We start from the raw sequence: 23,888 nt of genomic DNA, 5'->3' as shown, positions 1-23,888 counted from the left end.
GCCCTCGGAGGCGGCCTACCGAGAGGAGATGGCCTGCTGTGCGCGGTCAGCGCGCGCCCGCGACCGGAGCGGGGATCCACAGCGGCGGCTCCGACACGCCCCTCCCCGCTCCGGCCGGCACAGCATGGCTTCGTCCGGTGATGCGCTCGAACTCCACGACGTCGTGAGAGCACACGAGCCTTACCTCGTGGCCGCGCTCCTCGCGCAGCGCGCGCAGCCGCCGCTGGTTCTCGAGCCGCGCGCCGCGGTCCTTCTCCATCATGAACTGATAGAGACGCAGACCCGGCGTGCACGCCGGCCGAACCGGGTCCATCTCTCGGTGATAGAAGTAGGCGTCGCCGGCGAGGAGCAGCCAGCCGCCGTCGCTCCGGATAGCCACGCCAGCGTGGCCCAGCGTGTGACCGATGAGCGGGACGAAGAGCACCTCGTCCTTCAAACCACCCACCGGCCGCGCGCCCTCGAAGCCAAACCAGCGCTCGCCACCGCCCGAGGGGTAGGCAATCCAGCTCGGCTGCGTCGACCACTGAGCCGGCCGGTAGCGCATCCGGTCGAGGAGCGTCCGCCGCGCGACCGCGGCGTCACGCTCGTCGGCGAGCAGATGGACCTGCGCTCCAGGAAAGTCGTCGAGGCCTCCGGCATGGTCGAAATCGAGGTGGGTGAGCACGATATGGCGGACCTCCTCGGGTCGAAGGCCGAGGCGCTCGATCTGCCGGCGCGCGGTCATCTCGGCGCGAAGCTCCGGTCGCACGAGGAAGAGGAAGAACCGGCTGAGCCGCTTCCTCGCCATCGAGACGTCCAGCAGCCCAAGCCCGGTGTCCACGAGGACCAGGCCGCTCTCCGTCTCGAGGAGCAGGCAATGGCACGTCAGCCTCCCGCGGAGCCCCAGGGTCCGCCCGTCCATCAGCGCGCCGCCGACCGGACAGGTCGAGATGCAGTTGAGATGATGGATTCGCACGGACGCACCTCCCCCTTCGCGGCTACCCTGCTCCCGCGACGACCGCTCGACGCGCTGGCGCCGACGCGGGCCCACGGCGCGGTATGCGCTCGAACTGCTCATCGCGACCCGCGCGCCGGAGATCACAAGACCGGAGCCAGGCCTCACCGGAGCGCATGGGGCGCTGGGACTGCACGGGGTATGCCGATCTCCGGGCCCCGGACGGCGTAAACGACGGAAAAACGGGCGGCGCGGGCGCGCAGGTTCTCCTGAGGCGCCAAGGCTGGTACGCTGGGCGACATGTCGGATGAGAGTGCCCGCCGTCCGCACCAGGCCACCAAGCCATCCGCTCGCGGGAGCGACTCGACAGGGGCCAGGAGCGTTGGCCCGGGGGATGTCGTCGGCCAGCACTTCCGGATCGACGAGCTCCTGAAGAAGGGAGGCATGGGCCGGGTCTACCGGGCAACCGATCTTCGCCTCGGCGAGCCGGTCGCGCTCAAGCTGATGGATCCGGCGATCGTCGGCACGGAGCGGGCGCGCGCCCGCTTCTTCCGCGAGGCGCAGACAGCGGCGAAGCTGCGGAGCAAGAACGTCGTGCAGCTCCTCGACTTCAACGTCGATGCAGCCACGCAGGTGCCCTACATCGCCATGGAGCTCCTTCGCGGCGAGGACCTGGCCCAGCGGATCGCCCGCGGGCCGCTCTCCTATGAAGAGACGAAGGCGATCCTGGGCGATGTCTGCAGCGCGATCGCCAAGGCCCACCGCATGGACATCATCCATCGCGACATCAAGCCGGCCAACGTCTTCCTCGTCGAGGACGACGATGGACCGCTCTGCAAGGTCCTCGACTTCGGGATCGTCAAGCTCGGTGACCTCGGGCTCGACCCCCAGGGAGCGCCGCAGACGGACGCCGGCGCCACCCTGGGCACGGTGAGCTACATGAGCCCGGAGCAGATCGCCGACGCCCGTGGGGTCGACCTCCGCGCGGACCTGTGGTCGCTCGGCGTCATCGCCTACGAGTGCATGACCGGGCAACGGCCCTTCCGCGGCGAGTCGCTCTTCGAGCTCGTCCACAAGATCTGCTTCGATGTCCCGGCCCCGCCGTCGCGGCTGGCGGACGTCCCGAGCGGCTTTGACGCCTGGTTCGCCCGGGCGACCCACCGCGACCTCGACCGCCGGTTCACCTCCGCCCGCGAGCTCATCGAGGCCCTCCGGGCGCTCGCCGAGCGCCCGCCGGAGCCGCCCCAGCCCCGGCCCGCGCCGACCGATCTCCCCACGAACCAGAGCTGGGCCTCGGACGCCAACCAGATCGATATCGGCGCCCTCAAGGACCTGACCTTCAAGAACGCCGTGGTCCGCGAGTTCCTCGACAGCGCCAACAAGCACTTTGTCTCGGGGAGCAAGGGGCTCGGCAAGACCCTCCTCCTCACGTACAAGCGCTCGGTCCTCAGCGAGATCTACCTGGCGGCGACCGGCCGCGAGCGCCGCCACGCCGCCGTGCAGTTCATCCCGGAAGGGCGGCCGTACCTCGATCTGATGGGCGATCTGCCCAGCGTCGATCAGACCCGGCGCGACCTCATGTCGGGCCTCCACGAGTGCAAGCGGCTCTGGAGCTTCAGCTTCCGCATGTCGATCGTCTCCTACCAGTCCGCGGCCGCCGGCGCCGGCGATCCCGCGGATCTGGCCCCGCTCCCCCGGAGCCTGCGCGGGCTCCTGGAGGGCCGGCCTGTCGAGCCGACGATCGTGCTGAAGGAGCTGCTCTCGCTGACCGTTCGCCAGATCAACCAGGTCGTCGACGCGATGGAGCGCCCGCTCGAGCGGCGGCTCCGCTCGCTCCACAGCGGCGTCTTCATCTTCATCGACAAGCTCGATCAGGCGCTCCGGCGGCTCCCGCGGGCCGCGTGGATCCACATGCAAGCGGGCATGATCGAGGCCGCGTGGGATCTGATGAACGCCAACCGGCACGTCAAGATCTTCGCCGCCATCCGCGAGGAGGCGTTCTCCGCCTACGAGTCCGACATCAAGACCAACCTCTACGGCGCGACGTCGACGCTCCGCTACGCCAAGCACGAGCTCTTCGAGCTGCTCGAGATGCTCACGTATTATTACGAGCGGCTGCCGCTCCGCGAGTTCATCCACCTCGACGTGGTGAGCGCGGGGCGCTCGGCCCGCGGCGAGTCGACCTTCGACTTCCTCCACCGCCACACCCTCGGGCGGCCGCGCGACCTCGTGATCCTCGCCTCCGAGATCTCGCGCAACCGACAGGCGCTCGACGAGCGGACCTTCACGCAGATCGTGCAGCGCACGAGCGCCGGCCTCCTCGTGGCCAACATCTTCGACGAGATGCGGGTCTTCCTCGAGGTGCTCTGTCACCGAGACAAGCGGGCTCGCTTCCTCGGCCTCCTCCCCTGCGACGTCCTCACCCACGACGAGGTGGTCGAGGTCTGGTGCAGGTTTCATGAGGTCGACCGCGCGTTCTACGACGCCCACGGCAGGAACGCCGACGACGTCTACCACCCTTTCCGCGAGCTCTTCGAGTGCGGCCTCCTCGGGGTGCTCGGCGCCGATCCGGGGGCCGAGCGCCAGGTCCAGCGCTTTCGCCAGCCGCACGACGCCGTCGCCGGCTCGCGCCACGAGCTGCCGCGCTCGCGGTATTACCTGCTCCACCCTTCCCTCCGCGCGTTGATCGAGCCGCTCCCCGGCGGCGGCCGGTTCCACGCGATCCGCCACGTGATCATCGGCCACGGGGAGCCCTGGCCCCGCCACTGGGATCTCGTTGTCGACGTCCAGCGCGAGCTCTTCCGGCGCCCGGACGCCGACGAGGAGATCGGCGGGGCGGTGTTCTCCCTCCTCGACCGCCTCTCGACAGAGGTCGCTGACGGCGAGGGCCCTGACGCCGCGCGGCGGGCGATCGCCGCCTCCCCCACCTTCGCCCGCCTCAGCGCGCACCTCGAGCGAATCCACTGGGACGATCTCCACCTCACGCTCCTCGAGCTCTTCCCCGACGAGCGGCGGGAGGAGACGGAGCCGACCGACCGGGCGGAGGTGGCGATGCTGCTCATCGACATCGTCCGGTCGACCCACATGATCCGCAGCATCGGCGACACCGGCTTCGTCGACCACCTTCACCGGCTCCGCGGCTCCCTCCGAGGGGCGACGAACCCGCGCCTGCTGAAGGGGACCGGCGATGGGTACCTCGCGGTCTATCCCACGGTGGCCCGCGCCGTCGACGCGGCCCGCATGCTCCGTGGCACCGTCGACGACCCTGCCCAGCTGCGCCTCGTCGTCCACTGGGGCTGGGTGCGCATGAGCGATCACGACGTCATCGGCAGGGAGGTCCACCGGCTCTTCCGGATCGAGGCGGTCACCGAGGAAGATCGCGCGGACGAGCCGAGCTCCGGGATCGGCCTGCCGCGCCCCGGCCGCGTGACGCTCTCGCGCTCCGCGGCCGCCGCGCTCCCCGACCCGTCGCGCGCGGACTTCCGCCGAGCGGGCGCGTTCCGGCTCAAGGGGTTCGACGATCTCGAGTCGATCTGGGTGGAGACCGACGGGACCGACGAGACCGACGCCTGCCCGTGAGATCGCTCTCGGTGAGCCAAGGGCCCACCGACGGGCCGCGCCCTCTGCCCGCGAGCGATCGGCCGGAGGCGCGCGGCCGTGTGTGGTAGCCTGCCGGCGCCATGACCGAGCTACTTGGCCTCGTTTTCTCGCCGTGGACGGAGAAGGCCCGCTGGGCGCTCGACGTCCGGCGCGTCCCCTACACCTTCCGGCACTACCAGCCGCTCGTCGGTGAGCCGGCGCTCCGGGTGAAGCTCCGCCGGCTCACGGGCCGTGTCTCGGTGCCGGTGCTCACCACCGACGACGGGCGCGTGTTCGGGGACTCGGCCGACATCGCGCGCTGGGCAGACGGGCGCGGCGCGGGACCGACCCTGTTCCCTGTCGAGCACGAGGCCGACATCGCGCGGCTCATCGACCTATCGGAGCGCGGCCTCTCCGCCGGGCGCGCCCGCGCGCTGACGCGCATGCTGGCCGACGACGAGGCGCTCGCCGAGATGGCGCCGAGGCCGATCCGCCGCGCGCTCCGCCCCCTCGCCTCACGGCTGGGAGCGCTGGGGGTCGCCCGCACCCTCCGCAAGTACGAAGGCGACAAGACCGACGGCGAGGCGCACCGGCAGACGCAGGTCGCCGTGCTGGAGGAGATCCGCGAGACCCTCGCGCGGGCGGCGCCGTCCGGAGACGCGCCGCGGACGCTCCTCGGCCGCTTCACGTTCGCGGATATCGCGATGAGCCAGGTCCTCGTGAACGTCGCGCCGCCCGCCCAGCTGAAGCTCGGCGCCGCCAGCCGCCGGTGCTTCTCCGACCCCGAACTGCGCGATCGCTACGACGACCTTGTCGCGTGGCGCGACGAGCTCTACCGCGCCTACCGGACGAGCTGACCTGCCCGGTCGGGCTAGCGCGATATCTCAAGCGCCGTGAAGCCCGGGTAAACCAGCATGGCACTGTGCTTCATCGGGGGCTCTCTCCTTCAGGCGTTGAGGGCGACTGACCAGGAGCGGTCATCCAAGGCGCCCCCCGACCGTTGGCAGGCTCGTCCGCAGCGCTGGGCCTCGCGTCGCGCCAGAGGCTCGATCATGGCCCCCGGATCTGGTAGCGGTGGAATTTACCATGAATCAAGCGTGGCAAACGGACGAGCTGGGCCGCTTCTTCGAGATGTCCGTGGATCTGATCGGCACCGCCGGTTTTGACGGGCATTTCAAGCGGGTTGGCCAGGCGTGGGAGCGCACGCTCGGGTTCTCGCGCGAAGAGCTCCTGTCGACGCCGTTCATCGACTTCGTGCACCCCGACGATCGAGAGCGCACGCTGGCCGAGTCGGCGCAGGTGTTCGGCGGCAGCGGCAGCGTGACGTTCACGAACCGCTACCGGTGTCGCGACGGCTCTTACCGGTGGATCGAGTGGAACTCGTCGGTTCACCCGGAGGAGGAGCTCGTCTATTTCGTCGCTCGCGATATCACGGATCGCAAGCGCGCGGAGGAGTCGCTGCTCGAGGCCGAGTCCCGGTTCCGGGCGGCGGTCGAAGGGAGCCTGGACGCCTTCTTCGTGCTCCGGAGCGTGTTCGACGAGGCCGGGACACTCGTTGATTTCGTGATCACCGACGCCAACCAGAGGGCCCTCGCGGGGATGTCGATGCTCCGCGAGGAGATCGTCGGCAAGCGGCTCAGCGAGCTCTCGCCCGCCGCGCGCCAGCAGCTGGACAAGTACGCGCGCGTCGTTCGGACCGGCGAGCGGCTCCTCGAGGAGGAGCAGAGCGAGAGTCCAGCGCACAAGGATCGGTGGTTCCAGCATCAGGTCATCCCGCTGAGCGACGGTGTCGCGATCACGATCAGGGACATCACGCCCTTCAAGCAGCTGGAGGCCGAGCTCAGGGAGGCGCTCCAGCGCCGGGCGATCCACGCGGAGGAGCTCGAGGAGAAGAACCGCCTGCTCGCGGCGGAGAACACCGAGCGCGAGCGCGCCGAGGCGCTGATGCGGCGGCAGCAGGAGACGATGCGCGCCATGTCCACGCCCATCATCCAGGCGTGGGAGGGGGTCCTCGTGCTGCCGATCATCGGGACCGTGGAGACCGGGCGGGCGAATGACATCATGGAGCGGCTCCTCACCGAGATCGTGCGGACGAGCGCGCGCTTCGCCATCCTCGACCTGACCGGCGTGAATGCCGTGGACGCCGCGACCGTGGCGCACCTCCTCGCCGTGGTGCGCGCGGCGAACCTCCTCGGCAGCAGCTGCCTCGTCTCCGGGATCTCGCCCGAGATCGCGCGGACGATGACGGAGCTCGGCGCGGCGGATGGAGGGTTCAAGACCTTCGGCGTGCTCCAGAGCGCCTTGCGCTACGCGCTCTCGCGCTGCGGCGCCGAGGGCGCGCGGTGAGCCGCGCGGACGCGCGCATCGACGCGCGCTCGAGCTGACGTGAGGAGGCGGGGAGCGCCTCTGCGTCGCTCGACGGCTGTCGAGCCGCTCACCCGCGGCTGCGCGCCCGCTTGCCCTCTGCGGGTGCGAGCCATCGCTCGAGCTCGCCCGAGACGAGGTGAAAGTCGAACGCTTCGGCGTTGATCCCGAGCTGGGTCATGGCGCCGATGATGAAGGACGTGACCACGCGGGCCGCGGCGCGAGGATCCAGATCGGAGCGCAGCTGTCCGCCGCGCACGCCTTGCCGCACGAGGTGCTCGACAGCGAGGTTCCACTCCTGGTGGACGGCGCTCAGCGCGGTCCGCGCCGCCGGGTCGCGCTGCGCGCGCACGGAGAGCTCTTGCAGCACGGCCGTGAGGTGCGGAGTGTCCTGGAAGGTGCGCCATGCGCTCTCGAGGTGCGCTCTCAGGATCGCGCGCGCGTCCGCCGGCCCTGCGGCGCCCTGGCCTGCCGGGCGGCGCTGCGCCTCCACGAATTTGTCCGTCACGTGCGTGACGATGGCCGCGAGGAGCTCGTCCTTCGTCCCGAAATAGTAGTGCAGCGTCGAGATGTTGACCCCTGCGCGCGCCGCGATGTCGCGCGTCCGCAGCCCCTCGAGGCCCTTCTCGGCGATGAGCGTATACGCCGCGTCGAGCAGGTCGCGCCGCCGCGCTGCACCGAGCTCCGTGGCCGAGGTCTTGCTGGCCGAGGCGGCGTGTCTCGTCTTCGCCAAGCCCGCGCAAAGCTACAGGTTTTCTCCGGTCCCAGCAAGCGCCCGCGGCGCGCGCCTTGACCGTCCGGCCGCCGTCCCGTATTGTCAATCAACTGATTGATTGACTTCCATCGCATGGAGGAAATGCATGATGTCCTTCGAGCTCACCACCGCGCCGCTCGCCGCCCGGGTCCAGCGAAAGGCGATAGGCGTGGGGATGCGTCTCTTCTTCGCCTGGTCGCACCTTGCGTATCGCCTGCTTCCGCCGTGGGGCGGCAAGCTGCGCGCGGTCGATCATCTCACGCTGCCGTGCGCCGATCTCGAGGTGGCCGAGCGGTTCTATGTCGGGCTGCTCGGCGCGCGCGTGGTGATGCGGGTCGACGTCCCGTTCCTCGAGCGGATGGGGCGTCCTGCAGACGAGATCGCGCGGGGGGTCCACCTCTCGGTCGTGTTCGCCGGGGGCCCGCGGTTCGACCTCTTCGAGTCGCCGATCGGGCAGCCGCCCCGCGAGGCGGATCATCCGCACTGCGCGCTCTGGGTCGCGCCTGGGAAGCTGCTCGCGTGGAAGGAGCGCTTGAATGCCGCTTCGGTGCCGACGTACGGCCCGACGCGGCTCGGTCCACCGGGCCAGGCGTCGCTCTATTTCAACGATCCATTCGGCAACCGCCTCGAGCTCGTCACGCTCGGCTTCACAGGGGAGATACCGGTCGGGGCGCCCGACGTCTCCGCGCTGAGCTACACCTGGGCTGGCCGGTGAGCTGCAAGCTTGCAGTCAGCGGACTGCCAGCTGACTGCAAGCGGATGACAGGCGGATGACGCCGCGCGGTCGATGCCGGACGTGATTTCCGGGTGGCGTCTCCTCCCGCGGTTGCCCGGGAGGAGCGTGGGCACTATGGGAGCGTACCCGAACGGCGCTGCCCGGTCGGGCCGTGCCCGGCGGGGACGCGCTGCCCGTGACCGGGCTCATCGCCACGAAAGGAACGCTCCAATGCCTGTTGACGTGAAGTACACGACACAAGCCACGGCCAATGGCGGCCGCGATGGCCACGCTGCCACTGCCGACGGTGCTCTCAAGGTCAAGCTCTCGACTCCGAAGGAGCTCGGCGGCGCTGGCGGCGAGGGGAACAACCCGGAGCAGCTGTTCGCGGCGGGTTACGCGGCCTGCTTCCTGGGCGCTCTCAAGTTCGTGGCCGCGCAGGAGAAGGCCCGCATTCCGGCCGAGGCCACCGTGACGGCGACCGTCGGCATCGGCCCGCGCTCCGAGGGCGGGTTTGGCCTCGACATCGGCCTTCGGATCGCGCTGCCGGGCCTGGAGCGGTCGCAAGCCGAGCAGCTTGTCGAGAAGGCGCACCAGGTTTGCCCCTACTCGAACGCCACCCGCAACAACGTCCCCGTCCGTCTAGAGGTCGCCTGACCTTCTGACGCCGCGCGCCCCCTCCACGGGGGCCGGCCCCTCATTCACGAGCTCCCGGTGGAGCGCCGCGAACGCTCCCCCGCGCGCGAGCAGCTCCGCGTGGGTCCCCTGCTCGACGACCCGACCGTGGTCGAGCACGACGACGCGATCGGCGTGCCGGATCGTGCTCAGCCGGTGGGCCACAACGAAGCTCGTCCGCCCTCGCAAGAGCCTCCCGAGCGCCGCCTGCAGCCGGGCCTCGGTGAGCGCGTCCACGGCGCTCGTCGCCTCGTCGAGCAGCACGATGCGCGGATTGGCGACCATGGCGCGCAGGAAGCACACGATCTGCCGCTGCCCGAGCGACAGCGCCGTCCCGCGCTCGCCGACCTCGGTGCCCAGGCCGTCCGGCAGCGCGTCGAGCATGTCGAGCACGTCGAGGCCCCGCGCCGCGTCGCGGATCTCCACGTCGGTCGCGGCGGGGTTGCCCAGGCGCACGTTGTCGAGCACCGTCCCGCTGAAGAGGAAGTTGCTCTGCAGCACCAGCCCGAGCTGCGCGCGCAGCGAGGCGGACGAGGTCGCCGCAAGATCGTGCCCGTCGACGGTGATCGACCCCGCCGTCGGCAGGTAGAGCTTCGCGAGCAGGTTCAGGATCGACGTCTTGCCGCTGCCCGTGTGCCCGACCAGCGCGATCATCTGCCCCGGCTCGGCGACGAGATCGACGCCGTGGAGCACCGGCTTGCCCGGATCGTAGGCGAAGTGGACCCCCTCGAACGCGACCCGGCCGCGCACGGGGGGCAGCGCCGGGAGGCCGCGCTCGTCGGGCCAGTCGGGCGCCGTGTCGAGCACGCGGAAGAGCCGTTCGGCGCCCGCCATCGCCGTGAGGGCCTGGTTGTACTGGTTGCCCAGGACGGGGATCGGGTTGAACAGGAGGTTCGCGAGGAAGAAGAACTCCACGAGCACGTGCAGCTCGATCGCGCCGTGAAGGGCCTGATAGCCGCCGACGACCACGAGGACGGCCAGGAACAGCTGCCCGTTGAACTCGAGGAGCGGGAGGAACGTCGCCGAGTGGCGCGCCGCATCCATGTTGTAGCGGGAGTGGTCCAAGATCAGCGCGCGGAACAGCCCGCCGTTGATGTCCTGCCGCACGAAGCCCTGCGTCACGCGCACCCCCGTGACCGACTCGGCGAGCGTCGCGGTCACGCGGGTGAAGCTCTCCTGCGCGCGCTGGTGGGCGGCCCCGAGGCGCTTGTGGAAATAGACGATCAGCCCCCAGAAGACGGGGACCATCGCGACCACCACGAGGAAGAGCTGCCAGTGCGCGTGGGCCATCAGCGCCATCGCGACCGCCATGGTGCCGAGGTTCACCGTGCTCACGAACACGACGTCCTGCACGGCCACCCGGAGCGCGTCGATGTCGGACGTCATGCGGCCGATGAGGCGCCCCACCTTCGTCTTCACGAAGAAGCGCATCGGCATGCGCAGGAGGTGGCTCTCCAGCCGATCGCGCATGTCGAACACCACCGCCTCGCCGAGCTCGAGCGCGAGCCGCGCGCGGTAGTGGAAGACGATCTCGGTGAAGAGCACGAGCGCCGCGAAGCCGAGGACGGCGAGCAGCGTGGCGCGCTCGTCGCGCCGGGCCACCGGGCCGCTGATGATGGCGCCGACCGCCCAGGTCAGGATCGGGAGCTGGATCGACCGGACCACCACGAGGGCGAAGAGCGCGTTCCGCTTGCGCGCGTACGGGCGGGTGAAGGCGAACACCCGCCGCGCGAGCCCGAGATCGAGCGTGCGGTGGTGCTGGTCCGCCTCGTCCTCGAGCGCCACGCGCGCGAGGCCGAGGCGCGCGTCGATCGGCGCCGCCTCGGCCGCGGAGCGGGCCGTCCTCGACGCCGTCGCGGGGCGGCTCGGCGCGTCGACCCCGCGGCTCACGCCGGGTCCTCGGCGGGGCGCGCAGCCGCGGCGGCGCGGCGCGAGGGGGTGTCGTCCGCCCGCGCCCCGGAGGCGTGGGCGTCGTGCAGCGCGAGGGCGCTCGCGTAGTGGCCGCGCCGCCGGAGCAGCTCCTCGTGGGTCCCCCGCTCGGCGATGCGGCCCCGGTCGAGCACGATCACCTGGTGCGCGCGGCGGAGCAGGTGCGCCCTGTGCGTCGCCATGATCGTCGTCCGCCCCCGCGTCGCGCTGAGGATCGCGTCGAGGATCTCGCGCTCGGTGCTCGCGTCCACCGCCGCTGTCGGGTCGTCGAGCAGGAGCAGCGGCGGATCGAGCAGCACCGCGCGCGCGATGGCGAGCCGCTGCCGCTGGCCGCCCGAGAGGTTGGCCGCCGCCTCGCCGAGCTCGGTGTCGTAGCCCTCGGGCAGCTCCCGGATGAACTCGTGGGCGCAGGCGATGACCGCGGCGCGCTCGATCTGCTCGCGCGTCGCGTGCGGGGCGCCGAACGCGATGTTCGCCGCCACCGTGTTGCTGAAGAGGAAGTTATCCTGGAAGACGACCCCCATGCGCCGCCGGATCTGGTCCAGGTCGTGGCGCCGGAGGTCGATGCCGTCGAGGAGGACGCGCCCCGACGTCGGATCGTAGAAGCGCGGGATCAGGCTGAGCAGCGTGCTCTTGCCCGCGCCGGTCGGGCCGATCACCGCGACGAACTGCCCGGGCGCGACGTCGAGGTGGACGTCGTGGAGGACGGGCCTCTCCGGATCGTACCCGAACGTGACGCGCTCGAACACGAGGCGCCCCTCCACCCGCGCGGGGCGCGCCGGCGCCTCGGGGCTCGTGATCTCGACGGGGGTGTCGAGCACCTCGAAGACGCGCTTCGCCCCGATGAAGCTCTGCTGCGCGGTGTTGACGATCGTCGCCATGCTCGCGATCTGCCCCGAGAATTGCTGCAGGATGCCGGCGAACACGACGAGCTGCCCGAGCGTCAGCCGGTCGCGCGTGACGAGCAGCCCGCCCATGCCGAGCAGGATCACGATGTTGATCTGCCCGAGCAGATCGATGGTCGGGCTGAGCACGCTGACGGTCCGGAACGTCTCCTGCTGCTGCTCGCGCACCTCGCGGCTGCGCTCGTCGAAGCGGCGATGGGCCTCGCGCTCTCGCCCGAGCCCCTTGATGACCTGGATGCCCTGCAGCCCCTCCGTGAAGCTCAGGACCATGCGGTCCACGAGCTCCCGGTTGCGCAGGTAGGCGGGCTGCGCCCACCGGGCGAAGAGCGTGCTCGCGATCCAGAGGAGCGGCGTCGGGGCGAGGCACGCGAGCGTCAGCAGGACGTGCGCGCGGAGCATGTACGCGACGTACACGCCGAGCGACAGGACCATGATGACGCTCGGGAGCAGCACCCCGTCCACGAAGGAGCGCACGAGCTGCACATCGCCGGTGACGCGGTTGATGAGCGAGCCGCTCTTGTTGGCGTCGAAGAACCGGAAGCTCAGCCGCTGGAGCTTGTCGTACACCCGCGCCCGGAGATCCGGGACGATCTCCATGTGGACGAGGTAGCCCACCGAGAGCGCGTAACCGTAGTTGATCACCGCGCGCGCGGCCGCCATCGCGAGGATGGCGGCGCCGATCGAGAGGACCGCGCGCATGGGCTCACGCTCGGCGTCGACCAGCGTGCCGAGGCCGGCCGGCAGCTCGGGGAGGTGGATCGACGGATCGAGCCGGTGGCGGAGGATGTCGATGGCGAGCCCGGTCAGGCCGAGCCCGGCGAGCCCCAGCGAGAGCAGGATGATCTGGTAGCCGAGGACACGGAGGACGCGCCCCCGGTAGGCCCAGCTCAGCCCGAGGAGCCGCAGCAGGAGCGAGCCGCCCTCGCGGGAGCGCCCTGTTTCAGGAGAAGCGAGGGAAACGACATCAGGACGTGAACCGGACAACATCAGCGCAGGGCACCTGGCATTCCGGCCATGCCGGGGCCCGTAAGCTACCGATTTGTGCGGCGTTCGCCAGCCGCGGGGACACGAACCCCGGGGCGCGGCCCGCGTGTCGCCTGGACCGCCGGGCCAGCGCCCTGACAGGGCTCCTGGCGCTCCGCTAGTACATCAGGTTGCCCGTGCCGAGCTGGAAGTTGATGTTCGATCCGAACTGATCGCGCGCGTTCTGGACGCGCGAGATCGCGTTCGAGATCCGGCCCTGGCGCTGCGACCAGGTCGCCGCCGAGAGGCCCGCCGCGATCTCGGTCTTCGCCAGCTGGAGGCGATCGGTGGAGACGGGGTGCAGCGGCGTGCCGCCGGCGTCGAGGACCTCCAGCGCGTCGTCGATCTCGGCCTCGGCCAGCTCCATCAGGCGCTTCTGGACGTCGGCGCGCGTGTCGTGGAACTGCTGGACGAGCACCTGGGCGGCGTTCAGGCGCTGCCTTGCGATGTCGAGGTTGAACGCCGCGTTCAGCACGCGAAGGAACCGCCCGATCTTGTTGATGTCGGTATTGGGGAACTGGACGGGGCTGCCGAACCGCGCCTCGAGCTCCAGACCGGCCGGCGAATCCCTGAAGAAGTTCGACAGGTAGAACGCCACCGCGCCCTCGATCTGGTTCCCGAAGGCGTTGGTATGGAAGAACGGCGGCGTGTCCACGGCCTCGATGAGGGGCGGGGTGCTGAACGTGCCGTCGCCGAACCCGTTGAGAAAGCCGATGTCCAGCACATCGATGTTGGGCGAGGCCAGCCCGGAGCCGCCGAAGCCGCCGTCGAACGCGCCGATGGTGCCGGTCGCGGGGGCCTTCCGGGTGCCGGTGTCCAGGTTGCGGTTGCGCCCCGTGTCCAGGTGGTTCGCGCCCGCGTTGGAGTGGCACACGTTGCAGCGGCCCCGCGCCGGGTCGAGGAACGCCTGCCGCCCCTCGTTCGCCTCGGGATCGGCGAGGTTCACCTGCGTGAGGTTGAGCTCGTTGGTCCGGCCGAGGCTCATCTGGTAGGCGAGCGTCAGATCGAGCTCCTGCTCCGTCGGGAGCCGGAAGGCCACCCCCGGCTCGCGGCCGAGATCCGTCGGGTAGTGCTGCGTGACCGCCCCGGTGAGGAACTCGCGCATCGAGCCGGTGCCCGGGGCGCCGTCGCCCGACCAGCCCGTGCGATGGACCGGCGGGCTCGTTATCCCGTCCACCGGGTCCGGCGTGATGCTCGTCGCCAGCGAGAGCGTGTGGGGGACCGCGCGCATCGAGAACTTGTTGTCGAGATCGTCGAAGCCGTCGATGTTCTCGCGGATCAGGCCGAGCGTCTTCAGCTCGGGCGTCTCGAGATCGGTCAGCCCCGGGTCCTGCTCGAAGACGAACAGCGGGTCGAGCGGGTTATCGACGAGCAGAGCGTCGATGAAGGGGATGTCAATCGTGAAGTTGTTTCCGACAGGATGGCACGTCCCGCAGGAGCGGCCGTTGCCCTCGAAGGTCTCGCGAAAGAAGATGTCGGCGCCCGCGCAGATCTCCCTCGTGACGAGCCCGGCGATCACGCGAGGATCCTGGTCGCACGCCGCGAGCCGCTGCTGAGCCGTGAGCGCGCTCGACGCCGCGCCGAGGGTTTCTACCTCGCCCTCGCCCTCCGGCGCGGACTCCGGCGCGGACGGCGCGCACGAGGCGAGGAGAGAAACAGAGACGATGGGAGCGAGGATCAAGGAACTCAATCTCGGACTTGGCATGACGCTCTCTCTTCCTGTTACGGTTGTTCGACACCGATCTCGAACCACGGCGTTCATGGATGCGGCGCGCCGTTCGGCGGCAGCGCCGCGGAAACACAGATGAAACCGACCTGACGCCACGCCGATGGCCGGCAGCCGGCGCTGCGGGCGAGATGGCCGATCCAGGCCATCCGCGCGGCTTTGGAGGCACTCCGGAGTGCTCGAGGCCCGGTCCTCGCGCGCTCCATGCGACAAGCGCGCTCGGGCCGCTCCGCCTCGATACGACCCCTTACGGGGATCGCGCCACAGGCGATCTCAGGCGGCGACTACTTAGCGGACCGGACCAGACATGGCAACGTTCACAAACGTTCGCAGCACAAATCTGACTTCTTAACGAACCTTTACAAACAGGACCACGAGACGACATCCCCCGGCGGATCGGCCTGCGGCATCGCCGGGTATCGCCATGACGGCGGGCGGAGCGGGCGCGAGGAGGAGCCGTGAGCCCGGCTCCGCGGGCGTGCTCGGGAGATCGAAGCGGGACATGGGCGCGGAGGCCGGCGGCATCCCCCCACCGCTCTCGGTGAGGTCAGTGACCGTGCCGGCTCAATGGCCAACCTTTAGGTCAGCCGATGGCGCCCTTCCAACTCATTAGTAGCATGGGCCCCATGCATCCCGTGCATCTCGCTTCCATCGACCTGAACCTGCTCGTCGTCCTCGACGCCCTGCTGGCGGAGGGGAGCGTCACGCGCGCGGCGGCGCGCGTCGGGCTGAGCCAGTCGGCGATGAGCCACGCCCTCGGGCGCCTCCGCGTGTTGATCGACGATCCCGTCCTCGTGCGCACGCCGCGGGGGATGATCCCGACGCCGCGCGCGCAGGAGCTCATCGGCCCCATCCGCGAGGCGCTCGCCAAGATCGAGGCGACGGTCGCGCGCAGCCCGCGCTTCGAGCCCGCGACGGCGCGCCGCTCGTTCACCGTCGCCACCGTCGATTACGTGGAGCTCATCCTGCTGCCGCGGCTCGTGCAGAAGCTCGTCTCCGAGGCGCCCTTCATCGACCTCGTCGCGCGCCCCTACGACAGCGAGATGTGGAGCTCCATGGAGACAGGCAAGGTCGATCTCGCGATCGGCCTGCTCCCCGCCTTGCCCGCGGGGTTTTACCGGCAAAGGCTCATCGAGGAGCGCTACATGTGCGTCGTGCGGAGGAGCCACCCCGCGGTCCGGGGCAAGCTCACGCTCAAGACGTACACGAGCTTGCCGCACGCGCTCATCAGCCCGCGCGGCGAGGGCGGAGGCCGGGTGGACGAGGTCCTCGCCGAACGAGGGCTCTCGCGCCGCGTGGCGCTGCAGATCCCGCATTTTCTCGTGGCGGCCCACATCGTGGCCCAGACCGATCTCGTGCTGACCGTGCCGGAGCGCATCGCGCGCGTGTTCGCGGAGATGGAGGAGCTGCACGTCATGAAGCCGCCCGTGGAGCTCGGCGGGTTCTCGGTGGATCAGGTGTGGCACGAGCGGCACGCGAAGGACCCGGCGCACACCTGGCTGCGCGGCGTCTTCGCGGAGATCGCCCGCGACAGCTGACGCGCTCTCCCGCGCGGCGGCCAGGGCTCGCAGGATCAGGGGCGAGCCGGCATGCCGATTAATGCAAAAATGAACCGGTTAACCGGCGCCTTCGTTCAACCGGGGTCGCCGGGCGCGGCGATGAACGGGGTGCCCTCGGTCTCGGCGAGCTGCCGGTGGAGCGAGGTCAGGCGGGCCGTGACGGGGCCGCGCTCGCCGCGGCCGATGGTGCGCCCGTCGAGGCTCCGGACGGCGATCACCCCGGCGCCGGTGCCGGTCAGGAACGCCTCGTCGGCGGCGAAGAGGTCGAGCCGCCCGATCGAGCGCTCCACGACCGTGAGCCCGATGCCGCGCGCGAGCTCCATGACGGCCGCGCGGTTGATGCCCTCGAGGCACCCGTCGGTCGCCGGCGGCGTCGCGAGCACGTCGCCGCGGAGCGCGAACACGTTGGCCACGGAGGCCTCGGCCACGTGGCCCCGCGCGTTCAGGAGCAGCGCGTCGTCGGCGCCGCGCTGCCTCGCCTCGAGCTTCGCGAGCGCGGAGCCGAGGTAGTTCAGGCTCTTGATCCGCATGTCGAGCGCGTCCGCGTTGGGCCTCCTGTGGCTCGACGTGATGAGCTCGAGGCCGCGCCGCCGCTGCTCGTCGTCGAAGAGGCGGATGGCCCCCACGATGCAGAACAGCCCCGGCCGCTCGCAGGTCGTCGGGTCGACGCCGAGCGGGCCCACGCCGCGCGTCACCACGAGGCGCACGTAGGCCTCGGGCTGGCCGTGCGCGCGCGCCGTCTCCTCGACGATGGCGCGGAGCCCGTCGAGCGAGCGCGGGAGCGCGATGCCGAGCGCCCTCGCGCCGATCTCGAGCCGCGCGAGGTGGCGCTCGATCCGGAAGACGCGCCCCGCCGCGACGCGCATGCCCTCGAACACGCCGTCGCCGTAGAGCAACCCGTGATCGGTCACGTTCACGGTCGCGTCCGCAGCGTCGACGATCCGCCCATCGATCCATGTCTTCATGCCGTTCACCTCCTGCCCTCGCCCTGGAGGGCGCGCGCGACCCGCTCGGCGGCGTCGCGCGTGTGATTCACCGCGGCGTCACGACGATCGCCGCGCAGGCTCTGGGCGGCCGCGGCGCAGGCGACGCAGCCGTGCAGGCCGCCGCGCGCGAGCACCGGGGCCGCGATGACGGTGAGCCCGTCGATCCACGCGCCCTCGTTGACGTCGTAGCCGCGCTTCGCGGCGCGCCGCGCGGCGCGGAGCATGGCCGGGTCCGCGCCCGCGGCGCCCACGAGCTCCGGCGCGTGCGCGAGGTAGAGCCGGCCGCTCGCGGTGACGTCGACCGGCACCTCGGCCCCGACGGTGGGCGCCGCGCGCAGGAGCCCCGTGCCCTCCGCCTTGTCGAGCACGACGAGCCTGCCGGCGCGCGCGGCGACGAGGAAGAACGTCTCGCCGAAGGCGCGCGCCGCCCGCTCCAGCTCGGGCCTCGCGACGCGCGCGACCGCGTCGAGCCCCTGCGCCCCGAGCCCGAGCCGGATCAGGCCGACGCCGAGCCGGTAGCGCCCCTCCCCGTCCTGCTCCACCAGCGCGTGCGCGGCGAGCGACGCGAGCAGCCGGTGCAGCGTCGCCTTCGGCATGCGGAGCCGCCCCGCGAGCTCCGAGAGCGAAGCGCTCCCGCCGCCCTCGCCCAGCGCCTCGAGGGCGCGCACCGCCTTGTCGACCGTCCCGGATCGCTCCATGCTCGTTCCACTATTCGGAATGACGTTCCGATTATTGGTATAGCTCCATCCCGTGCCTCGGTCGAGGGCGCGGCGCGGCGCGGCGCCGCGGGATCCCCGCGGCGTGGCGGACGTCGGCGCGCGGGGGCAGGCGGAGACGCGGGGGGAGCGGGCTCAGCGCTGCGGGCGACGCGCGCTGGTGTCGCTCGAGGGGGTCGGATAGCGTCTTCGGTCCCGCCGTGAGCTGCGGAGGAGAGGAGCACATGCGCAAGATCTCATCGGTCGTACTCGTCCACGGCGCCTGGCACAGCCCGTCCTGCTGGTCCCAGGTCGCGTGTCGGCTGCTCGCCAGCGGGCTCGACGTCCGGGTGCCAGAGCTGCAGAGCGTCGGGCCCGCCGCGGGCGGCCTCGCGGGGGACGCGGAGGCGGTGCGGGCGGCGCTGGCCGAGGCGCCCGGCGAGACCGTCGTGGTCGCGCACTCCTACGGGGGATTGCCGGTCACGGAGGTGGCGGCCCGCGCGGGCAACGTCGCCCACCTCGTTTACGTGTGCGCGTTCATGCTCGGCCCGGGGGAATCCCTGCTCTCGGCGATCGGAGGCCAGGAGCCGCCATGGTGGATCACCTCCGCGGATGGCCGGACGATGATGCCCGACCGCGCGCGCGACATCTTCTACAACGACTGCAGCGACGAGGTCGCGGCCGCCGCGGCAGCGGCGCTGCGGCCCCAGTCCAGGGCGTCCTTCGCGGAGCCGCTGGGGGCCGCGGCCTGGCAGGAGCTGCCCTCCACCTACGTGATCTGCGAGCGCGACAACGCCATCCCGGTGTTCGCGCAGGAGGCGATGTCGCGGCGCGCGAGGGACGTGCGGCGACTCGACGCGGGCCACTCTCCGTTCCTGTCGCAGCCGGACGAGGTGGCCGCGCTCGTGCGCGACATCGTCGCGGCCGCGGCCGGCTGAGCCGACGCCGGCGCGCGGCGACGTCGGGGCGGCCATCGCCCGCGCCCGGCCCCCGGAGCCGCATCGACATTTCGGCTCGGCCAGCGAAACGGAGGCGGAGGGCTGCCGTATCCAGCGAGCAGGGCGGCCTGTCGCGACGGCCTGTCGCGCTGGGCAGACCCGCGCCCGACGCTGCCGTGGAGGATCAAGCCATGACTGTCCTGAACATCGCCTCGATCGAGAAGCTCAGCCTGCCCGGGCTCGCCCACCAGACCCTCGCCGGCCCTCGCGACGGCCTCCGGACGCTCGAGGTGTGGATGCAGACCGTTGCGCCGGGCGCGCAAACGCCGCGTCACCGGCACGCATGTGAGGAGGTGATCGTCGTCCTCCGCGGTTCCGGGACATGCGAGATCGATGGAGCGGCCCTCACGTTCGGCCCGGGCTCGACGCTCATCGTGCCGGCGGGCGTCCCGCACCAGATCGCGAACACGGGTGAGGAAGAGATGCACGTCGTCGCCGCGCTCGGCGCAGCGCCGGTCACCGTGGAGACGCCTGCCGGCGAGCGCATCGAGCTGCCGTGGGATCAGCACCGCTTCGCTCGCGAGAAGTGCGAGGTCTGACGTTCATGTCGCTGCGCAGGCTGAGTCAGGCCGCACGCCGCGTTCCGGCGAGCTCGCCTGCCTCGGGCAACCGGGCGGGCGTGCAGTCTTGTTCTGCCCGGCCGCAGGACGCTGCCCGCACCGGAGCCACACGCGGCGTCCTGGCTCGTGGCACAGCGGTTGCCGTCTGGCGCCGGCATGAAACCGAACACGCTCTTCAAGGTCCTTGCGCTGGTCGCTAGCTTTCCGTTCGCCGCCGGCTGCGCTCTCGGCTCCGAGGAGGAGGCAGCGCCTGAGCAACAGTCGCTCGGCGCTTCGTCCGAGGCCGAGGGGATCTGGCTCTCCACGAAATACTCCTTCGGTCTCTGCGCCGGCGAGTGCGTCACGACGGTGTCCCGCGACGGCGTCGAGCTCTCGCTCACGGCCTGCACGCGCAACCAGGGCTGTCCCCGCTCGAACCTGGCGACGCTGACGGACGAAGGCGCGCGAAAGCTCGACGAGATCGAGGACGCGCTCTCGGGCGTCGCCCTCGACGGCCGCTACGGCTGCCCTGACTGCGCCGACGGCGGCGCAACATCGGTGCGCCTGCGCCGCGGTGGTCTCGAGACGTCGCACCTCTACGAGTACGCTGGAGCGCCTGCACCGCTGTCGGCGCTCGATCACCTGGTGGCCGACCTCCGGCTCGGCCTGGACTCCTGCACATCGGGACCGCTCCTGAAGCTCTCGCCGGGGTGCACGCCCAAGTGAACGCGCTCGACCGGAGGCTCCGGGTCGGCTCGTCTGGGGGAGACCGCCGCTGCTGGAGCCGCGCCCGGCCAGCGCCGCCCGCCGGAGCGGGCGCTACCCGTCATCCGGCAGGTAGAGCTTCACGTCGTCGAACTCGGCGGTGCCCTCGTAATAGTTGATGTGCGGATCACCGAAGAAGAAGTGATCCGGGTAGGCCGACCCCGCCGGCCAGGTCTCGAAGGTCTTGCCGAAATCGACGGTCTCGTTGGGGTGTTCCGCCTCGATCTCGTCGGGGCGCTGGTTGTAGTGCCACGTCACCGGCGGCTCGCGGAACTCCCTCCGCGCGGCGTACGTCGTGCTGCCGCCGTGGTGGAACCTGCCCGCCGCGGACATCGCATAACCCCGGCCGTCGCGCTCGACGGTGACCACGTAAGCCTCCCTGTCGAGGTACTTGTCCACGAAGATGGGGCCGTCCTTCCACCCGCCCGCGGTGTACGACGTGAACCCATTTCCGGTCCACGGGCTCCCGAACGCGTCGCCGCGGAGCCAGATCATGCTCACATAACGTGATCCGTCCTGCTCGGCCCGGCCGGTCGAGGGGTTCCAGACCTGCGACCAGGGGCCGTCCTCGCCGAAGTTGCTGTCCGTGTCCATCACGACCTTCCGGTGGTGATGGATGAAGACGTTGTTGTGAGGGGCCGGCCGCGGGTAATCGGTGATGCAGAGAAAGTAAACACCGTTATCGAATGTCGCCGACCGCGGCGCGGTGCTGCGATCGCTGAACCGCCACGGGTCGGCCAGCTCGTCCCCGTCGTAGCCGTTGGTCTTGCCCCCGTGCGTCCAGCTGCCCTCGCGCAGGCCGCCGAAGTCGATGTTCGAGACCGTCACCTCCACGCGGTACCGCGCGGGCAGCGGCGCGGTCGAGCGGAGGATCGCGCCGTCGTAATGGCGGGTGGAGACGAGCCTCGCCTTGCCGCCCGCCGCCTCGAAGCGGCCGCCTGTCTCGGGGACGCCGTCGCGGTCGCTGTCGCGGCCATACAGCTCGACCGTGAGCCAGCCGCCCTCGCCATAGGTGAAGGACTTCCGGAACGATCGGAACCTCCGCAGGCCTTCCCGGAACACCTCGCCGCCCCGCGCGGAGAAGAACTCACCATCTTCGTCGAAGACATCGACGTGATAGGGGCTCTCGTCGCCATACCGATCCTCGGTCCACGCCGCGGGCTCCTGGAACGGCGCATCGAAGGTCTCGTGGTGGACGAGCTTCCAGCCGGCGCCGGCGGCCCGCGCCGCCGGCTTCGGCCCGCCGCCGCTCGCCCCGAGCGCCTCGGGCGCGGGCGCGCCCGAGCACGCCGCCGGCAACACGAGCGCGAGCGCGGCGAGGCGTCGCGTCGACGCGTCGACGCCTCGCCGCGCGCGGGCGGCGCCACGCCGCATCAGCGGTTGGGCTGCGGGGTGAGGCGCAGGTACGGGCGGACGGCGTTGTACCCCTTGGGGAACTTCTGCGCGAGGACGGCGGGGTCCTGGAGCGAGGGGACGATCACCACCTCATCGCCGTCCTTCCAGTTCGCGGGCGTCGCCACGGAGTGGCTGTCCGTGAGCTGGAGCGAGTCGATGAGGCGCAGGATCTCGTCGAAGTTGCGCCCCGTGCTCGCCGGGTACGTGAACGTCGCGCGGATCTTCTTGTTCGGATCGATGACGAACACCGAGCGCACCGTGAGCGTGTCGCTCGCCTGCGGGTGGATCATCCCGTAAAGGCCCGACACCTTCCGGTCCACGTCGGCGAGGATCGGGTAGTTCAGCTTCGTTCGCTGCGTCTCCTCGATATCCACCGACCAGCGCCTGTGCGAGTCGACGTCGTCGACGCTGAGCGCGATGGGCTTCACGCCGCGCTTGTCGAACTCCGCCTTGAGATTGGCGACCGCGCCGAGCTCGGTCGTGCAAACCGGGGTGAAATCCTTCGGGTGGGAGAACAGGATCACCCACGAGCTCCCGGCCCACTCGTGGAATCGGATGGTCCCGTGCGTGGACTCTTGCTCGAAATCAGGCGCGATGCTTCCGAGTTGCAGGCTCATGACATTCCCTCCTGGCCGCGGCCCAGTCTCCGCTATGGCGGAGGAATCTCCGTCAAGCCGCTCAGGGTGTCAAGCCGGGAGCGGCGGTGTTTCGCGCCGGGACGCGGCCGGCGCGCTCGACCGCACCGCGCCGCGCTCTGAGGCGCGGCCGCGCCTCAGAGCGCGCCGACCTCGCGGTGGAGGCCGCGCCACGGGATCTCCCGCGGCGGCGAGGCGCGGCGCTCGCCCGCCCCGTCCGGCTGCGCCGCGGTCGAGCACGCGCCGTGCTCCAGCAGGTGCAGGGCCTCGGCGAGGCACGTCTCGCCCGCGTCGCCGAGCTCTGCGCCGAGCGTGTCGTCGGCGGCGCAGTCGGGGGGGAGGCCATCGTAGAAATCGCCCTCTTCCTTCGCGTTGAGCACCCGGAACGCGATCGGGTGCACGACCATGTCGCAGTTGTCCCATCCGTACATGCCGACGGGCTTGCCATGCGTGGTCGAGCCGACGATCTTCACGTCCATGTAGGCGCGCAGGCTGTTGATCAGCGACTCGCTCGCGGAGGCCGTCCCGCCGGACGTGATGACGACCAGCCGGGACAGGGGGAGCGGCGGCTGGTCGAGGTCGTCGAACGTCTCCCGCTTGTCCCAGTCGAGGTGCCTGTCGTTGTGCGCGGTGATGTCGAGCAGCGCGCCGGCCTCCGCCGGACGGTGGATCAGGCTCGCGAGGTGCCTCTCGACGGAGAGGCGCCCACCGCCGTTGTAGCGCAGGTCGAGCACCAGCTCGTCGACCTGGCTCTCCCTGAACAGCGCGAAGGCGCTGTCGAGCTCGCTCACCGAAGGCTCGATGAAGGTGGTGAGCATGAGATATCCGACGGTCGCGGACCCTGTTTGCAGGACACGCGGGCTCACGACCGTGGTGATGCCATACCACGCCTTCCGGAGCGCGACCGTGAAGGCCTCGGCGTCCGCGCGTTCGATCGTCAGCGACATCTCGTACCCTTCCTCGTCGGGGCCCGCGAGCTCCTCCCAGAGGTCGTCGCTCACGACCTGCTCGACGTCGATCCCGTTGATCGCCACCACCGCGTCGCCCCGCCGGAGGCCGGCCTCTCCGGCAGGCGAGCCCGGCTGGATCAGCGCGAGCCGGAGGCTGTCCTCCTCGTCGAAGCTCCACCGCATGCCGAACCCGAGGGTCTGCCCTTCCCGGAAGAAGGCGTCGTCGACGCTCTTGGTCGAGATGTAGCTCCAGCGGTCTCGCGGCTCGGTGACGAGATCCACGAGCAGCGCCTCGGGCGAGGGATACGCCCGGTAGTCCAGGTCGGGTACGCCGTCGTACCAGAGATAGGCGTCCTTCATCAGCTCGAACAGGAACTGGTTCTGTCCCTGCAGCGAGCAGTCTGCCTTTGGCTCTGCGTCACCGTCCGAGGCGGTGCAGCCTCCCGTCGCGGCGGCGGCCAGCGCGAGGGTGCATGCGGAGAGGACCGCGACGAGCTTCGAGGCGAGCATGCGCCTCAGCACACCACGAAAGGGAAAGGGCGAGCAACGGGGTTGGGTTGGCGGTTCGCCCCGACCGGGGTTGGGTTTGCCGGCAGCCCGAGCGGGGTTGCGGGTCGATCCCCGACCGAGGTTGGCCCCTGAAGAGGGTTGGGTTGGCGGTTCGACCCGACCGGGGTTGGGTTCACCGACCGGGGCGGTTCGACCCGACCGGGGTTGGGTTCAGCCGCGGTTCATTCCCCGACCGGCGCCGCTGCCAATTGT

General features: G+C 70.8%; 19 protein-coding genes. 9 read left to right on the top strand and 10 right to left on the bottom strand.

What is annotated here, in order from left to right; genetic code table 11:
* Positions 1–46: 46 nt before the first annotated feature.
* Positions 47–955, bottom strand: coding sequence for an MBL fold metallo-hydrolase (locus tag WME97_RS01020; protein WP_437548734.1), 909 nt, complete (start codon positions 953–955; stop codon positions 47–49).
* A 279-nt stretch (positions 956–1,234) separates the two neighbouring features.
* Here WME97_RS01020 and WME97_RS01015 point away from each other — a divergent pair, with 279 nt between their 5' ends.
* The 3 genes from WME97_RS01015 (at position 1,235) to WME97_RS01005 (ending at position 6,859) form a co-directional block, all read left to right on the top strand.
* The gene (locus tag WME97_RS01015) at positions 1,235–4,513 is read left to right on the top strand and encodes a protein kinase domain-containing protein (protein ID WP_437548733.1); all 3,279 of its coding nucleotides are present in this window, start codon (positions 1,235–1,237) and stop codon (positions 4,511–4,513) included.
* A gap of 101 nt (positions 4,514–4,614) precedes the next feature.
* Positions 4,615–5,370, top strand: coding sequence for a glutathione S-transferase (locus WME97_RS01010; RefSeq protein WP_437548731.1), 756 nt, complete (start codon positions 4,615–4,617; stop codon positions 5,368–5,370).
* A gap of 229 nt (positions 5,371–5,599) precedes the next feature.
* Complete coding sequence (locus WME97_RS01005; protein ID WP_437548729.1) at positions 5,600–6,859, top strand: PAS domain S-box protein; 1,260 nt, start codon at positions 5,600–5,602, stop codon at positions 6,857–6,859.
* Positions 6,860–6,947: 88 nt separating this feature from the next.
* Here the strand turns inward: WME97_RS01005 and WME97_RS01000 are convergent, their stop codons facing one another.
* A complete protein-coding gene (locus WME97_RS01000; RefSeq protein ID WP_437548727.1) occupies positions 6,948–7,610 on the bottom strand; it encodes a TetR/AcrR family transcriptional regulator in 663 nt (220 codons plus the stop codon).
* 127 nt (positions 7,611–7,737) lie between these two features.
* Here WME97_RS01000 and WME97_RS00995 point away from each other — a divergent pair, with 127 nt between their 5' ends.
* Complete coding sequence (locus WME97_RS00995) at positions 7,738–8,346, top strand: VOC family protein (protein ID WP_437548725.1); 609 nt, start codon at positions 7,738–7,740, stop codon at positions 8,344–8,346.
* Positions 8,347–8,577: 231 nt separating this feature from the next.
* A complete protein-coding gene (locus WME97_RS00990; RefSeq protein WP_437548723.1) occupies positions 8,578–9,003 on the top strand; it encodes an organic hydroperoxide resistance protein in 426 nt (141 codons plus the stop codon).
* Here the strand turns inward: WME97_RS00990 and WME97_RS00985 are convergent.
* The 3 genes from WME97_RS00985 to WME97_RS00975 all read right to left on the bottom strand — a co-directional run bounded on the left by WME97_RS00985 (position 8,989) and on the right by WME97_RS00975 (position 14,559).
* Positions 8,989–10,911: an ABC transporter ATP-binding protein gene (locus tag WME97_RS00985; RefSeq protein ID WP_437548721.1), complete on the bottom strand. Its 1,923-nt coding sequence runs from the start codon at positions 10,909–10,911 to the stop codon at positions 8,989–8,991. The two genes, WME97_RS00990 and WME97_RS00985, sit on opposite strands and share 15 nt — an antisense overlap.
* Positions 10,908–12,842, bottom strand: coding sequence for an ABC transporter ATP-binding protein (locus WME97_RS00980; protein ID WP_437548719.1), 1,935 nt, complete (start codon positions 12,840–12,842; stop codon positions 10,908–10,910). Before WME97_RS00980 ends, WME97_RS00985 begins: the two co-directional genes overlap by 4 nt.
* Before the next feature lie 154 nt (positions 12,843–12,996).
* Entirely contained in the window at positions 12,997–14,559 is a 1,563-nt protein-coding gene (locus tag WME97_RS00975; protein WP_437548718.1) for a hypothetical protein, read from the bottom strand.
* Between the two features lie 671 nt (positions 14,560–15,230).
* Here WME97_RS00975 and WME97_RS00970 point away from each other — a divergent pair.
* Positions 15,231–16,142 (top strand): LysR family transcriptional regulator, encoded by a 912-nt coding sequence (locus WME97_RS00970; RefSeq protein ID WP_437548716.1) that lies wholly within the window; start codon positions 15,231–15,233, stop codon positions 16,140–16,142.
* Between the two features lie 95 nt (positions 16,143–16,237).
* On the opposite strand, the gene ilvE is transcribed toward WME97_RS00970, so the two are convergent.
* Positions 16,238–17,128, bottom strand: coding sequence for a branched-chain-amino-acid transaminase (ilvE, locus tag WME97_RS00965; RefSeq protein WP_437548714.1), 891 nt, complete (start codon positions 17,126–17,128; stop codon positions 16,238–16,240).
* 5 nt (positions 17,129–17,133) lie between these two features.
* Positions 17,134–17,847 carry an IclR family transcriptional regulator gene (locus WME97_RS00960; RefSeq protein ID WP_437548713.1) on the bottom strand — a complete coding sequence of 238 codons (714 nt, stop codon included), beginning with the start codon at positions 17,845–17,847 and terminating at the stop codon, positions 17,134–17,136.
* A gap of 242 nt (positions 17,848–18,089) precedes the next feature.
* Between WME97_RS00960 and WME97_RS00955 the strand changes: the two genes are divergently transcribed.
* From WME97_RS00955 to WME97_RS00945, 3 genes are all read left to right on the top strand, one after another.
* On the top strand, positions 18,090–18,782 hold the full coding sequence (locus tag WME97_RS00955; RefSeq protein ID WP_437548712.1) for an alpha/beta fold hydrolase: 693 nt from the start codon (positions 18,090–18,092) through the stop codon (positions 18,780–18,782).
* A 191-nt stretch (positions 18,783–18,973) separates the two neighbouring features.
* Positions 18,974–19,381, top strand: coding sequence for a dimethylsulfonioproprionate lyase family protein (locus tag WME97_RS00950; protein WP_437548710.1), 408 nt, complete (start codon positions 18,974–18,976; stop codon positions 19,379–19,381).
* 177 nt (positions 19,382–19,558) lie between these two features.
* Positions 19,559–20,107, top strand: coding sequence for a hypothetical protein (locus WME97_RS00945; RefSeq protein WP_437548708.1), 549 nt, complete (start codon positions 19,559–19,561; stop codon positions 20,105–20,107).
* Between the two features lie 93 nt (positions 20,108–20,200).
* Here WME97_RS00945 and WME97_RS00940 read toward each other — a convergent pair whose 3' ends face one another.
* From WME97_RS00940 to WME97_RS00930, 3 genes are all read right to left on the bottom strand, one after another.
* On the bottom strand, positions 20,201–21,520 hold the full coding sequence (locus WME97_RS00940) for a hypothetical protein (RefSeq protein ID WP_437548707.1): 1,320 nt from the start codon (positions 21,518–21,520) through the stop codon (positions 20,201–20,203).
* Positions 21,520–22,158, bottom strand: coding sequence for a peroxiredoxin (locus WME97_RS00935; RefSeq protein ID WP_437548705.1), 639 nt, complete (start codon positions 22,156–22,158; stop codon positions 21,520–21,522). The genes WME97_RS00940 and WME97_RS00935 overlap by 1 nt, the downstream gene beginning before the upstream one ends.
* Before the next feature lie 155 nt (positions 22,159–22,313).
* Complete coding sequence (locus WME97_RS00930) at positions 22,314–23,636, bottom strand: S41 family peptidase (protein ID WP_437548703.1); 1,323 nt, start codon at positions 23,634–23,636, stop codon at positions 22,314–22,316.
* Positions 23,637–23,888 lie beyond the last annotated feature (252 nt).

Origin of the sequence: Sorangium sp. So ce367 (genome assembly GCF_051520455.1) — a bacterium.
In the GTDB taxonomy this organism is placed as follows: Bacteria; Myxococcota_A; Polyangia; order Polyangiales; family Polyangiaceae; genus Sorangium; species Sorangium cellulosum_B.
The sequence above is the reverse complement of the archived record's forward strand: the minus strand, read 5'-3'. Positions and strand labels throughout refer to the sequence as shown.

Bases quoted from the DNA above. Each gene is read 5' to 3' on its own strand.
- WME97_RS00950 (WP_437548710.1), top strand. From the start codon at position 18,974: ATGACTGTCCTGAACATCGCCTCGATCGAGAAGCTCAGCCTGCCCGGG.
- WME97_RS00930 (WP_437548703.1), bottom strand. From the start codon at position 23,636: ATGCTCGCCTCGAAGCTCGTCGCGGTCCTCTCCGCATGCACCCTCGCG.
- ilvE (WP_437548714.1), bottom strand. From the start codon at position 17,128: ATGAAGACATGGATCGATGGGCGGATCGTCGACGCTGCGGACGCGACC.
- WME97_RS00960 (WP_437548713.1), bottom strand. From the start codon at position 17,847: ATGGAGCGATCCGGGACGGTCGACAAGGCGGTGCGCGCCCTCGAGGCG.
- WME97_RS01015 (WP_437548733.1), top strand. From the start codon at position 1,235: ATGTCGGATGAGAGTGCCCGCCGTCCGCACCAGGCCACCAAGCCATCC.
- WME97_RS00990 (WP_437548723.1), top strand. From the start codon at position 8,578: ATGCCTGTTGACGTGAAGTACACGACACAAGCCACGGCCAATGGCGGC.
- WME97_RS00945 (WP_437548708.1), top strand. From the start codon at position 19,559: ATGAAACCGAACACGCTCTTCAAGGTCCTTGCGCTGGTCGCTAGCTTT.
- WME97_RS00940 (WP_437548707.1), bottom strand. From the start codon at position 21,520: ATGCGGCGTGGCGCCGCCCGCGCGCGGCGAGGCGTCGACGCGTCGACG.
- WME97_RS00955 (WP_437548712.1), top strand. From the start codon at position 18,090: ATGCGCAAGATCTCATCGGTCGTACTCGTCCACGGCGCCTGGCACAGC.
- WME97_RS00935 (WP_437548705.1), bottom strand. From the start codon at position 22,158: ATGAGCCTGCAACTCGGAAGCATCGCGCCTGATTTCGAGCAAGAGTCC.
- WME97_RS00980 (WP_437548719.1), bottom strand. From the start codon at position 12,842: ATGTTGTCCGGTTCACGTCCTGATGTCGTTTCCCTCGCTTCTCCTGAA.
- WME97_RS01010 (WP_437548731.1), top strand. From the start codon at position 4,615: ATGACCGAGCTACTTGGCCTCGTTTTCTCGCCGTGGACGGAGAAGGCC.
- WME97_RS00970 (WP_437548716.1), top strand. From the start codon at position 15,231: ATGCATCCCGTGCATCTCGCTTCCATCGACCTGAACCTGCTCGTCGTC.
- WME97_RS01005 (WP_437548729.1), top strand. From the start codon at position 5,600: ATGAATCAAGCGTGGCAAACGGACGAGCTGGGCCGCTTCTTCGAGATG.
- WME97_RS00995 (WP_437548725.1), top strand. From the start codon at position 7,738: ATGATGTCCTTCGAGCTCACCACCGCGCCGCTCGCCGCCCGGGTCCAG.